This is a genomic window from Salinivibrio sp. ES.052 (assembly GCF_900141775.1).
In the GTDB taxonomy this organism is placed as follows: Bacteria; Pseudomonadota; Gammaproteobacteria; order Enterobacterales; family Vibrionaceae; genus Salinivibrio.
This window is the reverse complement of record NZ_FSRI01000002.1, coordinates 22,501-36,468: the sequence shown is the minus strand read 5'-3', so window position 1 is coordinate 36,468 and position 13,968 is coordinate 22,501. Positions and strand designations below refer to the sequence as shown.

At 49.7% G+C, this 13,968-nt stretch carries 10 protein-coding genes, 1 tRNA gene and 3 rRNA genes (1 of these 14 only partly in view); 13 read left to right on the top strand and 1 reads right to left on the bottom strand.

Features of this window, described 5'->3' with window-relative positions:
- The first annotated feature begins 24 nt into the window (after window positions 1-24).
- The 10 genes from rpmJ to rrf all read left to right on the top strand — a co-directional run bounded on the left by rpmJ (window position 25) and on the right by rrf (window position 8,872).
- Window positions 25-138: a 50S ribosomal protein L36 gene (gene rpmJ / locus BUQ98_RS09620; protein ID WP_000868186.1), complete on the top strand. Its 114-nt coding sequence runs from the start codon at window positions 25-27 to the stop codon at window positions 136-138.
- A gap of 146 nt (window positions 139-284) precedes the next feature.
- Window positions 285-641, top strand: a complete 357-nt coding sequence (gene rpsM, locus BUQ98_RS09615) for a 30S ribosomal protein S13 (RefSeq protein WP_021024485.1) — start codon at window positions 285-287, stop codon at window positions 639-641.
- 18 nt (window positions 642-659) lie between these two features.
- The gene (rpsK, locus tag BUQ98_RS09610; protein ID WP_021024486.1) at window positions 660-1,049 is read left to right on the top strand and encodes a 30S ribosomal protein S11; all 390 of its coding nucleotides are present in this window, start codon (window positions 660-662) and stop codon (window positions 1,047-1,049) included.
- A 40-nt stretch (window positions 1,050-1,089) separates the two neighbouring features.
- Window positions 1,090-1,710, top strand: coding sequence for a 30S ribosomal protein S4 (rpsD, locus tag BUQ98_RS09605; RefSeq protein WP_074213658.1), 621 nt, complete (start codon window positions 1,090-1,092; stop codon window positions 1,708-1,710).
- 23 nt (window positions 1,711-1,733) lie between these two features.
- The gene (gene rpoA, locus BUQ98_RS09600) at window positions 1,734-2,723 is read left to right on the top strand and encodes a DNA-directed RNA polymerase subunit alpha (protein ID WP_074213657.1); all 990 of its coding nucleotides are present in this window, start codon (window positions 1,734-1,736) and stop codon (window positions 2,721-2,723) included.
- A 35-nt stretch (window positions 2,724-2,758) separates the two neighbouring features.
- A complete protein-coding gene (gene rplQ / locus BUQ98_RS09595; RefSeq protein ID WP_021024489.1) occupies window positions 2,759-3,145 on the top strand; it encodes a 50S ribosomal protein L17 in 387 nt (128 codons plus the stop codon).
- Between the two features lie 629 nt (window positions 3,146-3,774).
- Window positions 3,775-5,329: ribosomal RNA gene (locus BUQ98_RS09590) — 16S ribosomal RNA — on the top strand.
- Between the two features lie 80 nt (window positions 5,330-5,409).
- Window positions 5,410-5,485 (top strand) — tRNA-Glu (locus BUQ98_RS09585).
- A 295-nt stretch (window positions 5,486-5,780) separates the two neighbouring features.
- Window positions 5,781-8,670 (top strand): 23S ribosomal RNA (locus BUQ98_RS09580).
- An 86-nt stretch (window positions 8,671-8,756) separates the two neighbouring features.
- Window positions 8,757-8,872: ribosomal RNA gene (gene rrf / locus BUQ98_RS09575) — 5S ribosomal RNA — on the top strand.
- The 16S, 23S and 5S rRNA genes sit together here with 1 tRNA gene alongside, the layout of an rRNA operon.
- A 444-nt stretch (window positions 8,873-9,316) precedes the next feature.
- On the opposite strand, the gene bamD is transcribed toward rrf, so the two are convergent.
- The gene (gene bamD / locus BUQ98_RS09570; protein WP_074213656.1) at window positions 9,317-10,042 is read right to left on the bottom strand and encodes an outer membrane protein assembly factor BamD; all 726 of its coding nucleotides are present in this window, start codon (window positions 10,040-10,042) and stop codon (window positions 9,317-9,319) included.
- A gap of 198 nt (window positions 10,043-10,240) precedes the next feature.
- Between bamD and rluD the strand changes: the two genes are divergently transcribed.
- From rluD to clpB, 3 genes are all read left to right on the top strand, one after another.
- Complete coding sequence (gene rluD / locus BUQ98_RS09565; RefSeq protein WP_074213655.1) at window positions 10,241-11,215, top strand: 23S rRNA pseudouridine(1911/1915/1917) synthase RluD; 975 nt, start codon at window positions 10,241-10,243, stop codon at window positions 11,213-11,215.
- Window positions 11,215-11,937 (top strand): peptidoglycan editing factor PgeF, encoded by a 723-nt coding sequence (gene pgeF / locus BUQ98_RS09560; RefSeq protein WP_074213654.1) that lies wholly within the window; start codon window positions 11,215-11,217, stop codon window positions 11,935-11,937. The genes rluD and pgeF overlap by 1 nt, the downstream gene beginning before the upstream one ends.
- A 77-nt stretch (window positions 11,938-12,014) precedes the next feature.
- Window positions 12,015-13,968: the 5' portion of an ATP-dependent chaperone ClpB gene (clpB, locus tag BUQ98_RS09555; protein ID WP_074213653.1), read on the top strand. The gene runs 623 nt beyond the window's last position; 1,954 of the gene's 2,577 nt are visible here — the first part of the coding sequence; it begins with the start codon at window positions 12,015-12,017; the stop codon falls past the right edge of the window.

Here is a 13,968-nt window from a genome sequence, read left to right as displayed (position 1 = left end):
GTTGTCTATTTACGGAGTTTAGCAATGAAAGTTCGTGCTTCCGTTAAGAAAATCTGCCGTAACTGTAAAGTGATCAAGCGTAACGGTGTCGTTCGTGTGATCTGCAGTGAGCCAAAGCACAAGCAGCGCCAAGGCTAATAGCAGAATATTTTTCTTGCAAAATGAGGTCAGGCTGGCTACATTAGCCAGCCCACCTTTTGTATGTGCAAAAGAAGTGGTTATGCCGCTGCGTATCCTCGACGGGCTCTGCAGCGGTTCTACTTGAAAAGTACTAGGAGTGAATAGTGGCCCGTATAGCAGGCATTAACATTCCTGATCAAAAGCACGCTGTTATCGCACTGACTGCGATTTACGGTGTCGGCAAAACTACCTCTCAAGCTATCTTAGCTGATGTCGGTATTGCTGAGAGCACAAAGATCAGTGAACTATCAGAAGAACAGATCGACCAATTGCGTGACGGTGTGGCTAAATACACCGTAGAAGGCGATCTACGTCGTGAAATTTCCATGAACATCAAGCGTCTTATGGACCTTGGCTGTTACCGCGGTTTGCGTCATCGTCGCAGCTTGCCACTACGTGGCCAGCGTACGAAGACCAATGCTCGTACCCGTAAGGGTCCGCGCAAACCGATCAAGAAATAATCGGGGTAGGTAAGTACTATGGCTAAACAAGCAACTCGTGCACGCAAACGCGTACGCAAGCAAGTCGCTGATGGCGTTGCGCACATTCATGCGTCTTTCAATAACACAATCGTGACGATTTCTGACCGTCAAGGCAACGCTCTCGCATGGGCAACTGCCGGTGGTTCAGGTTTCCGTGGCTCTCGTAAGTCTACTCCATACGCGGCGCAGGTTGCTGCAGAGCGTTGTGGTGAAATGGCGAAAGAGTACGGCCTGAAAAACCTCGAAGTGATGGTTAAAGGTCCAGGTCCAGGCCGCGAGTCTACTATTCGTGCCCTGAACGCTGCGGGCTTCCGCATCACTAACATTGTTGATGCGACGCCAATCCCGCATAACGGTTGTCGTCCACCTAAGAAACGCCGCGTTTAATACGCACTAGCGCTGTTTCTTAGAATATTGGAGAAAGATCATGGCAAGATATTTGGGTCCTAAGCTGAAGCTTAGCCGTCGCGAAGGCACTGACTTGTTCCTTAAGTCAGGCGTACGCGCGATTGATACCAAGTGTAAAATCGATAACGTCCCAGGCGTTCACGGTCAGCGTCGCGGCCGTTTGTCTGACTATGGCGTTCAGCTTCGTGAGAAGCAAAAAGTACGTCGTATCTATGGCGTAATGGAAAAGCAGTTCCGTAACTACTATAAAGATGCTGCCCGTATCAAGGGTAATACAGGTGAAAACCTGCTTCAGCTTCTTGAAGGTCGCCTAGACAACGTAGTTTACCGCATGGGCTTTGGTGCTACCCGCGCTGAATCACGCCAGTTGGTAAGCCACAAAGCGATTCTCGTTAACGGTAAAGTCGTTAACGTACCTTCTTTCAAGGTTTCGGCAAACGACGTGATTAGCATTCGTGAGAAAGCTAAGAACCAGGCGCGTATCAAAGCAGCTCTTGAAGTTGCTGCTCAGCGCGAACTGCCAACTTGGATCGAAGTAGACAGCAAGAAGATGGAAGGCACATTCAAACGCCTACCAGAGCGTTCTGATTTGTCTGCTGACATCAACGAACACCTGATCGTCGAGCTTTACTCTAAGTAAAGCTGAACTAAAGAGAGGACATAATGCAGGGTTCTGTAACAGAATTTCTTAAGCCGCGTCTCGTTGATATAGAACAAGTTAGCTCGACGCACGCAAAAGTAACTCTTGAACCTCTAGAGCGTGGTTTTGGCCATACTCTAGGGAATGCGCTACGTCGTATCCTACTTTCATCTATGCCAGGCTGTGCGGTGACGGAAGTTGAAATTGACGGCGTATTGCACGAGTACAGCACCAAAGAAGGGGTTCAGGAAGATATCCTGGAAATCCTACTTAACCTTAAAGGCCTAGCCATTAAGGTTGAGGGTAAAGATGAAGTTATCCTTACTCTGACCAAGTCTGGTGCAGGCCCTGTTGTTGCAGGCGACATCACCCATGATGGTGGTGTTGAGATTGCGAACCCAGAACACGTTATCTGCCACCTGACTGATGCAAACGCTGAAATTAGCATGCGTATCAAGGTAGAGCGTGGTCGTGGCTATGTACCAGCGTCAGCGCGTATTGATAGCGAAGACGACGAGCGTCCAATCGGCCGCCTACTTGTTGATGCAACGTTCAGCCCAGTAGACCGCATTGCTTACAAAGTGGAAGCAGCGCGTGTCGAACAGCGTACCGACCTCGACAAGTTGGTTATTGATATGGAAACTAACGGTACACTGGATCCTGAGGAAGCGATTCGCCGTGCAGCAACTATTCTGGCTGAGCAGCTAGATGCGTTTGTTGACTTACGCGATGTCCGTGTCCCTGAGGAAAAAGAAGAGAAGCCAGAGTTCGATCCGATCCTACTGCGTCCTGTAGACGATCTTGAACTAACTGTTCGCTCTGCCAATTGTTTGAAAGCAGAAGCGATTCACTATATCGGTGATCTGGTACAGCGTACTGAGGTTGAGCTTCTGAAAACGCCAAACCTTGGTAAGAAGTCTTTAACTGAGATTAAAGACGTGCTGGCATCACGTGGTCTATCTCTAGGCATGCGCTTAGAAAACTGGCCGCCAGCATCAATCGCTGAAGATTAATCAGAGACTGATTATTTAGTTAGAAGGATTAGGTCATGCGCCATCGTAAGAGTGGTCGTCAACTCAATCGCAACAGCAGCCATCGTAAAGCGATGTTCAGCAACATGGCTAGCTCGCTGGTAACTCACGAAGTTATCAAAACAACTTTGCCAAAGGCAAAAGAGCTGCGTCGCGTCATTGAACCGTTGATTACCTTAGCTAAAAACGACAGTGTTGCTAACCGTCGTGTAGCGTTCGCCCGCACTCGTAACGACGAAGTGGTAGCGAAACTGTTTAATGAACTCGGCCCACGTTTTGCTTCACGTGCAGGCGGTTACACTCGCATTCTAAAATGCGGTGTTCGTTCAGGTGATAAAGCTCCAATGGCTTACATTGAGCTCGTAGATCGCCCTGAGCAAGACGCTGAGGAAGCTGCAGAATAATTTAATTATTATTATGTAGTATATTTAGAAAGCCAGGCTAATCGCCTGGCTTTTTCTTTGTTTAAACAACGTAGAGATACGAGTTACTCATAGATAAAATCAAAGTGCTGTTAGGACTCATATCTGTTACTCGATATGAGTCCTAACAGTACATATTGAATGGATATTGCCCATCATGCTGGAAAAGTCGACGATGAGGTTTTATTTTGACCAATCAAAAAAGAAAATGAAATTTATTGTTGACGGTTGTCACGTTTTCTCTAGAATGCACCCCTACTTAACGCAGACAACGCGTTAGGGAAGTTAATAAGAGGTTTTGTTTTGGCCGGTTGGCTAAAAAGAAAAGATAAAATTTCTTCTTGACTTTAACGGTAAGGCGCGTAAGATACGCAGCCCTGACCAAGCGAAGCGCAGCTTCGCACAGTCAACGCTCTTTAACAATTTGACCTATGCAATCTGTGTGGGCACTCGTTGAGAATAGACAAAAAGATTTATTCGATGAACTGAGTGACCAAACGATAACTTTTAGTTATTCGGCACAGTCAATTCGTTTGTCTCTTAGGAGACGAACAAAACAGTATTTATCGAGCCGTTTGTCTTTCCTTTTGGGAAAGCGAACAAAAGAACTTAAATTGAAGAGTTTGATCATGGCTCAGATTGAACGCTGGCGGCAGGCCTAACACATGCAAGTCGAGCGGAAACGGCAGTATTGAAGCTTCGGTGGACATACTGGACGTCGAGCGGCGGACGGGTGAGTAACGGCTGGGAACCTGCCCTGACGAGGGGGATAACCGTTGGAAACGACGGCTAATACCGCATAATGTCTACGGACCAAAGGTGGCCACTACATGTAAGCTATCGCGTTGGGATGGGCCCAGTTAGGATTAGCTAGTTGGTAAGGTAAAGGCTTACCAAGGCGACGATCCTTAGCTGGTTTGAGAGGATGATCAGCCACACTGGGACTGAGACACGGCCCAGACTCCTACGGGAGGCAGCAGTGGGGAATATTGCACAATGGGGGAGACCCTGATGCAGCCATGCCGCGTGTGTGAAGAAGGCCTTCGGGTTGTAAAGCACTTTCAGCAGTGAGGAAGGTAGTGTACTTAATACGTGCATTGCTTGACGTTAGCTGCAGAAGAAGCACCGGCTAACTCCGTGCCAGCAGCCGCGGTAATACGGAGGGTGCAAGCGTTAATCGGAATTACTGGGCGTAAAGCGCATGCAGGCGGTTTGTTAAGTCAGATGTGAAAGCCCGGGGCTCAACCTCGGAACCGCATTTGAAACTGGCAGGCTAGAGTCTTGTAGAGGGGGGTAGAATTTCAGGTGTAGCGGTGAAATGCGTAGAGATCTGAAGGAATACCAGTGGCGAAGGCGGCCCCCTGGACAAAGACTGACGCTCAGATGCGAAAGCGTGGGTAGCAAACAGGATTAGATACCCTGGTAGTCCACGCTGTAAACGATGTCTACTTGGAGGTTGAGGTTTTAGACTTTGGCTTTCGGCGCTAACGCATTAAGTAGACCGCCTGGGGAGTACGGCCGCAAGGTTAAAACTCAAATGAATTGACGGGGGCCCGCACAAGCGGTGGAGCATGTGGTTTAATTCGATGCAACGCGAAGAACCTTACCTACTCTTGACATCCAGTGAACTTTCCAGAGATGGATTGGTGCCTTCGGGAACACTGAGACAGGTGCTGCATGGCTGTCGTCAGCTCGTGTTGTGAAATGTTGGGTTAAGTCCCGCAACGAGCGCAACCCTTATCCTTGTTTGCCAGCACGTAATGGTGGGAACTCCAGGGAGACTGCCGGTGATAAACCGGAGGAAGGTGGGGACGACGTCAAGTCATCATGGCCCTTACGAGTAGGGCTACACACGTGCTACAATGGCAGATACAGAGGGCAGCGAGACAGCGATGTTAAGCGAATCCCTTAAAGTTTGTCGTAGTCCGGATTGGAGTCTGCAACTCGACTCCATGAAGTCGGAATCGCTAGTAATCGTGGATCAGAATGCCACGGTGAATACGTTCCCGGGCCTTGTACACACCGCCCGTCACACCATGGGAGTGGGCTGCACCAGAAGTAGATAGCTTAACCTTCGGGAGGGCGTTTACCACGGTGTGGTTCATGACTGGGGTGAAGTCGTAACAAGGTAGCCCTAGGGGAACCTGGGGCTGGATCACCTCCTTACTGACGCTATTCTTGCGAGTGTTCACACAGATTGTATAGGTTGAAGTTATAAGAGGATATGTTCCCAAACATATCAGCGTGTCCCATTCGTCTAGAGGCCTAGGACACCGCCCTTTCACGGCGGTAACAGGGGTTCGACTCCCCTATGGGACGCCACTTCATGAACACATTTTCGAGTGTGGTTAAGAAGTGGCGTTTTATCCTCGTGATAAACACACATGCTCTTTAACAATCTGGAAAGCTGACAAAGTCATTCTTTAAGAATGACAGTAAAGTTCTCAATCAGTGACATGTAATGTCACTCACACAATCAAGTGTGCTTGGGCTTTGTCTTAGCAATAAGCAAAGTCTCTATTTTGAGTCCGGCAAAAACAAAACCTTAGTTGTTTAAACCGTTTGTTTTCACTTTTTAAAAGTGAAAGTAAATAAGCAAGACCTTTTGGGGTTGTATGGTTAAGTGACTAAGCGTAGACGGTGGATGCCTTGGCAGTCAGAGGCGATGAAGGACGTATTAACTTGCGAAAAGCCCAGATAAGGCAGTAAAAGCCATTTGAATCTGGGATGTCCGAATGGGGAAACCCACCTGCATAAGCAGGTATCTTAGCGTGAATACATAGCGCTAAGAGGCGAACTCGGGGAACTGAAACATCTAAGTACCCGAAGGAAAAGAAATCAATTGAGATTCCGGCAGTAGCGGCGAGCGACCCCGGAACAGCCCTTAAGCAGACTTGGCGTTAGGTGAACAGGTTGGAAAACCTGGCAACAAAGGGTGATAGCCCCGTAACCGACGGCGCCATATCTGTGAAAACGAGTAGGACGGGACACGTGATATCTTGTCTGAACATGGGGGGACCATCCTCCAAGGCTAAATACTCCTGACTGACCGATAGTGAACCAGTACCGTGAGGGAAAGGCGAAAAGAACCCCTGTGAGGGGAGTGAAATAGAACCTGAAACCGTCTACGTACAAGCAGTGGGAGCCTCCTTTGTGGGGTGACCGCGTACCTTTTGTATAATGGGTCAGCGACTTAATGTAAGTAGCAAGGTTAACCGCATAGGGGAGCCGTAGGGAAACCGAGTCTTAACTGGGCGCACAGTTGCTTGCATTAGACCCGAAACCGAGTGATCTAGCCATGGGCAGGTTGAAGGTTGAGTAACATCAACTGGAGGACCGAACTCACTAACGTTGAAAAGTTAGGAGATGACCTGTGGCTAGGGGTGAAAGGCCAATCAAACTCGGAGATAGCTGGTTCTCCCCGAAAGCTATTTAGGTAGCGCCTCGGACGAACACTACTGGGGGTAGAGCACTGTTAAGGCTAGGGGGTCATCCCGACTTACCAACCCTTTGCAAACTCCGAATACCAGTAAGTGCTATCCGGGAGACACACGGCGGGTGCTAACGTCCGTCGTGGAGAGGGAAACAACCCAGACCGCCAGCTAAGGTCCCAAAGTTATCGCTAAGTGGGAAACGATGTGGGAAGGCTCAGACAGCCAGGATGTTGGCTTAGAAGCAGCCATCATTTAAAGAAAGCGTAATAGCTCACTGGTCGAGTCGGCCTGCGCGGAAGATGTAACGGGGCTAAGCGATACACCGAAGCTGCGGCAATGCGATTTATCGTATTGGGTAGGGGAGCGTTGTGTAAGCCGTTGAAGGTGTGCTGAGAGGCATGCTGGAGGTATCACAAGTGCGAATGCTGACATGAGTAACGATAATGGGGGTGAAAAACCTCCACGCCGGAAGACCAAGGGTTCCTGTCCAACGTTAATCGGGGCAGGGTAAGTCGGCCCCTAAGGCGAGGCCGAAAGGCGTAGTCGATGGGAAACGGGTTAATATTCCCGTACTGCTACTTACTGCGATGGGGGGACGGAGAAGGCTAGGTGGGCCTGGCGATGGTAGTCCAGGTTCAAGGGTGTAGGCTGTAATCTTAGGCAAATCCGGGATTACACACGGTCGAGACCCGATGTCGAGCCACCAAGGTGGTGAAGTCATTGATGCCATGCTTCCGGGAAAAGCCTCTAAGCTTCAGGTAAGTAGGAACCGTACTCCAAACCGACACAGGTGGTCGGGTAGAGAATACCAAGGCGCTTGAGAGAACTCGGGTGAAGGAACTAGGCAAAATGGTACCGTAACTTCGGGAGAAGGTACGCTGCCCACGGTGAAGTCCCTTGCGGATGGAGCTATGGGCAGTCGCAGATACCAGGTGGCTGCAACTGTTTATTAAAAACACAGCACTGTGCAAAATCGAAAGATGACGTATACGGTGTGACGCCTGCCCGGTGCCGGAAGGTTAATTGATGTGGTTATCGCAAGAGAAGCCATTGATCGAAGCCCCGGTAAACGGCGGCCGTAACTATAACGGTCCTAAGGTAGCGAAATTCCTTGTCGGGTAAGTTCCGACCTGCACGAATGGCGTAATGATGGCCACGCTGTCTCCACCCGAGACTCAGTGAAATTGAAATCGCAGTGAAGATGCTGTGTACCCGCGGCTAGACGGAAAGACCCCGTGAACCTTTACTACAGCTTGGCACTGAACATTGAGCCTACATGTGTAGGATAGGTGGGAGGCTTTGAAACGGCGACGCCAGTTGTCGTGGAGCCAACCTTGAAATACCACCCTTGTATGTTTGATGTTCTAACTTAGCCCCCTTATCGGGGGTGAGGACAGTGCCTGGTGGGTAGTTTGACTGGGGCGGTCTCCTCCCAAAGAGTAACGGAGGAGCACGAAGGTGGGCTAATCACGGTCGGACATCGTGAGGTTAGTGCAATGGCATAAGCCCGCTTAACTGCGAGAGTGACGGCTCGAGCAGGTACGAAAGTAGGTCATAGTGATCCGGTGGTTCTGAATGGAAGGGCCATCGCTCAACGGATAAAAGGTACTCCGGGGATAACAGGCTGATACCGCCCAAGAGTTCATATCGACGGCGGTGTTTGGCACCTCGATGTCGGCTCATCACATCCTGGGGCTGAAGTCGGTCCCAAGGGTATGGCTGTTCGCCATTTAAAGTGGTACGCGAGCTGGGTTTAGAACGTCGTGAGACAGTTCGGTCCCTATCTGCCGTGGGCGTTGGATGATTGAGGGGAGCTGCTCCTAGTACGAGAGGACCGGAGTGGACGAACCGCTGGTGTTCGGGTTGTGTCGCCAGACGCATTGCCCGGTAGCTAAGTTCGGCACAGATAAGCGCTGAAAGCATCTAAGCGCGAAGCTGGCCCCGAGATGAGTCATCCCTAGAGCTTCGAGCTCTCTAAAGGGTTGTCGTAGACTACGACGTTGATAGGCAGGGTGTGTAAGCGCTGTGAGGCGTTGAGCTAACCTGTACTAATTGCCCGTGCGGCTTAACCATACAACACCCAAGAGGTTTTGGGTTGGACTCGAAATAAGCCAGTTGATTGTGGCGAGAACGAACAGCTTTCTAGATTACCGAATTTGCTTGGCGACCATAGCGCTTTGGACCCACCTGACTCCATGCCGAACTCAGTAGTGAAACGAAGCAGCGCCGATGGTAGTGTGGGGTCTCCCCATGTGAGAGTAGGACATCGCCAGGCTTTGATTATAAATTGCGCCTATTGCTTGCGATTTTTGATAGCTGCGATGCTCATGTATTGGCATACATTGTGCGTCTCGCTTCAAAACTCACTGCGCATAGCTCGCAATTTAAGCATCAAAGCTGATATGCGTAAGACTTTGATGAGACAGAAACAGTAAGCCCTGACCTAACGGTCAGGGCTTTTTTTGTTTATAGGTCTGCCCGAACTAGGCTCTTCATCGCTCTATCCCTGTTCGTCCCTGCCTTGGGGATATCGCTATTGTGTGCTTAGTGACTAGCAACCTTATATCGAACTGAAAGCCGGCCTTGATACCGACCCTCTCTATATCTCAATGTGTGGATTCGCTCATTGAGGTAGGACATGCGTGCTGGTAAATGAACGGGCATAAAAAACCTCCCTTTGTTTGGGAGGTTTATAATCACTATGATTAGTCTTGATTCGCTAAACGGGGTTCTTCTCCATCAGTTTACGAGTACGTTCAGCCGGCTCCTCAAGTCCTAATTTTTTATACGCTTTTAGCATAAGAGGCAAAGACGCCTTGGCGGCTTCAGTATCAGGGAAGTCACGCTGCAACGCTTGGCAACGGTTAACCGCGGCAACCCAAGCTTCTCGGCGAATATAGTAATCAGCAGTCGCAAGCTCGTAGTTAGCTAAGCGATTTTTTAATGCCAACATACGGGCTTTTGCATCAGCAGCGTACTCGCTATTGGGATAGCGCTCGAGTAAGCGGTGAAAATCAGAAAATGCCTTACGTGCGGGTTGAGGGTCTCGATCATCCCGCTCCATACGCAGGATGTCATGAATCAAGCTCCGATCTTGTGCCATATGAACGAGGCCGTGCATGTAGGCAACCCAGTCACTTTCTGAGTGAGCTGGATGCATGCGCATAAAACGGTCGATAGTTGCCTCGGCTAAGGCAAGATCGTCATTCTTATAATAGGCATAGATAAGATCCAGTTGTACTTGATCGGAATAAGCACCAAAGGGATAGCGAGAGTCCAGCGCTTCAAGCTTTTCAATCGCGGTTATCCATGCTCCTTTGTTTAACTGCGCTTCAGCATCCTGGTACAGTTTAGAGGGCGGATCGTCTTGAACAACTTGGTTGTTGCTTGAACAACCGACGAGAACAGAGGCTGCCAGTATTGCAGTAAGGGTTAGGCGTTTCATGGGTTATCGCACTTCCTTGAAAAGTTTTTATGCCATCTGGATTACGGTCACAGCGGCAAACAGATACAATGTCATTATTCCGGCTATTTTATCCAGTGACAGGCGACTATAGCAAAAGGTGTTTATAGGCGATATGCCGAGCGCCACTATAACGACTGTCGCGAGGGTTTAGTCATAGAAACCATAGAAAAGTTCGATATGGCACAACAGATAGAGTTATCACACCAGATCCAAGAGCACCAATTGGGCCAGCGCCTTGATCAAGCAATTGCTGAGTTATTCCCAGATTATTCGCGATCTCGGATTAAAACGTGGATTCAAGCAGGTCAAGTATCACTCGACGGCATTGCGATTGATAAACCGCGCCAGAAAGTAATGGGGGGAGAAGCGGTTGAGATCACGGCGGAAATCGAAGATGACGATCGCTGGATTGCGCAAGATATACCACTTGATGTGATCTATGAAGATGATGATCTTCTCGTCATTAATAAACCTACAGGGCTTGTCGTCCATCCCGGTGCTGGCTGCCCTGATGGTACACTGTTGAACGGTTTGCTTTACCGCTACCCAGACATTGGCGACGTACCGCGTGCTGGCATTGTGCATCGTTTGGATAAAGAGACAACCGGTTTGATGGTCGTTGCGAAAACCATTCCGGCACAAACACGCTTAGTTCGCGCCTTGCAAAAACGGAAAATCACCCGTGAATACGAGGCCATCGCTATCGGTAATATGACCGGGGGCGGCATGATTGATAAACCGATAGGTCGTCATTCCACCAAACGTACTCACATGGCGGTACATGAACTCGGTAAACCCGCGATCACACATTATCGTGTTGCAGAGCACTTTCGCGGGCATACTCGGTTACGTTTGCGGTTAGAAACAGGACGAACTCATCAAATCCGTGTTCATATGGCCTATTTGAATCATCCTCTCGTTGGTGACCCTTTATATGGTGGTAAAGCAAAGCCACCACGCCAAGCGGGTGAAACCTTGGTGCAAGCATTACGGCAGTTTAAGCGCCAAGCTTTGCATGCGGCGATGCTACGTCTTGACCATCCGATCACTGGTGAAAAAATGGAGTGGCATGCGCCCGTTCCCGAAGATATGGTGACATTAGCCGAACATTTACGCGCCGACCAAGCGCAAAATGGGGAAGATGAATACTGATGCAGTACCTCCAACCGGATTGGCCGGCGCCGGATAATATACAGGCGTTAACGACAACACGGACGGGTGGTGTGAGCCAAGGCGCTTTTGCCGGTTGGAATCTTGGAATGCATGTGGGCGATGAGCCGAATGCAGTACAACAAAATCGTGTGACACTCGCGAGGCAGGTTCGTGGTGATATAACCTGGCTTGAGCAAGTGCATGGTACTCAAGTAGTACGTTTACCGCATTATGGTCCGAACTTAGAGGCGGATGCGGCATTCACAGACGTCACAGGACATGTGTGCACCGTTATGACCGCTGATTGCTTACCCGTACTTTATTGTAGTCATGATGGTCGCCAAGTTGCTGCGGCTCATGCTGGCTGGCGCGGCTTATTGCATGGTGTCCTGGAAACGACGTTATCGATGTTTGCGGATCCAAGCCAGTGCCTCGTTTGGTTAGGGCCGGCTATCGGGCCTCAAGCCTTTGAGGTGGGAGAAGATGTTTACCTGGCATTTACCTCTCTGTCACCGGAGGCAAAGGCCGCCTTTATGCCTAAAGGCGATCACAAGTACCTTGCTGATCTTTATGTGCTCGCCACGCAGCGACTTAGGCGGGCAGGCGTGACAGCGATCTATGGGGGAGAGTTCTGCACCTATCAGCAAGCTGACCAGTTCTATTCATATCGAAGAGATGGGCAGACGGGGCGGATGGCAACGTGTATCTGGCGAGCAAAATAAAGTCATACTCGACGCTTGAAAAATACCTGTATCGTGCCCATTTATTCATCAACTAAAGGTGTTAAATGGGAGGAGCTATGCGCCTTGACCGTTTTACGAGTAAGTTTCAAATTGCTATCTCTGATGCGCAATCACTCGCATTAGGACGAGACCATCAATATATTGAACCCGTTCACTTGATGACCGCATTGCTGAATCAAGACAGTAGTGCGATTCGTCCATTATTGACCATGATGAACGTGGATGTGAGCCAGTTGCGCTCTAGCCTTTCCGAACTACTAGACCGGTTACCACAAGTCACGGGCACCGGCGGTGAGGTTCAACTTTCTAATCATCTAGGCACCCTATTTAACCTCTGCGACAAAGTCTCACAAAAGCGCAAAGATAAATATATTTCCTCTGAGCTTTTTGTGTTGGCTGCGGTGGAAGACAAAGGTCAGCTTGGCGAACTCCTACGGAGTCATGGCCTGACTTCGCAAAAAGTTGAAGAGGCGATAGAGAAAGTTCGTGGCGGCCAGCAAGTTGATGACCCCAATGCGGAAGAAAATCGACAAGCGCTTGAGAAGTTCACCATCGATCTCACCGAACGGGCTGAGCAAGGTAAGCTTGATCCGGTAATCGGGCGTGATGATGAAATTCGCCGTACGGTACAAGTGCTTCAGCGCCGAACTAAAAACAACCCTGTGCTGATTGGTGAGCCGGGCGTCGGCAAAACCGCCATTGTGGAAGGCCTCGCTCAGCGTATTGTTAACGGTGAGGTGCCAGAAGGCTTACGTAGTAAACGTGTCCTTTCTCTCGACATGGGCTCACTGGTAGCTGGTGCTAAGTACCGTGGGGAATTTGAAGAGCGACTCAAATCGGTGCTTAATGAACTCGCCAAAGAGGAAGGCAATGTCATCCTCTTTATCGATGAACTCCACACGATGGTGGGGGCGGGTAAAGCCGAAGGAGCGATGGATGCGGGTAATATGCTCAAGCCTGCATTGGCACGTGGTGAGCTCCACTGCGTGGGGGCAACGACCCTTGATGAATATCGCCAATACGTAGAAAAAGATGCGGCATTAGAGCGTCGTTTCCAAAAAGTTTTGGTGAATGAGCCGAATGTTGAAGACACGGTAGCGATTTTACGTGGTTTGAAAGAGCGTTATGAACTGCACCATGCGGTAGAAATTACGGATCCCGCTATTGTTGCTGCTGCTAGCTTGTCACATCGCTATATTGCAGATCGGCAACTGCCAGATAAAGCCATCGATCTGATTGACGAGGCGGCTTCCAGCATCCGAATGCAAATCGACTCCAAACCTGATTCACTGGATCGACTTGAGCGGCGTATTGTTCAGCTTAAAATTGAGCAGCAAGCGTTAGAAAAAGAAGAAGACAGTGCAAGTCTAAAGCGCTTAGAGACGCTTCGCGAAGAGCTCGAGGCGAAAGAGCGTGAATATGCAGAACTGGAAGAGGTATGGAATACCGAAAAAGCCGCGGTATCTGGCGCACAACATATCAAAGCAGCCTTAGAGCAAGCACGGACCGATATGGAGATTGCACGTCGGGCGGGTGACTTGAGTCGAATGTCTGAGCTGCAATACGGCAAGATCCCAGAACTAGAAAAGCAACTGGACTTGGCTAGTCAAGCCGAGATGCAGGAAATGACCCTGTTGAAAAACCGGGTGACTGAGGCTGAGATCGCTGATGTCATTGCCCGCCAAACGGGGATCCCTGTTTCTCGTATGTTGGAAAGCGAAAAAGAGAAGCTGCTAAAAATGGAATCGGCATTGCATGCTCGCGTGATAGGCCAAGATGAAGCGGTCAGCGCGGTTGCCAATGCTATTCGTCGAAGCCGTGCTGGGCTTGCCGATCCTAATCGCCCAATAGGCTCCTTCCTATTTTTAGGCCCAACAGGGGTGGGGAAAACGGAGCTGTGTAAGTCGCTCGCTGAATTTATGTTTGATAGTCGTGACGCCATGGTCCGGATTGATATGTCCGAATTTATGGAAAAACACTCAGTCGCGCGTCTTGTGGGAGCACCTCCAG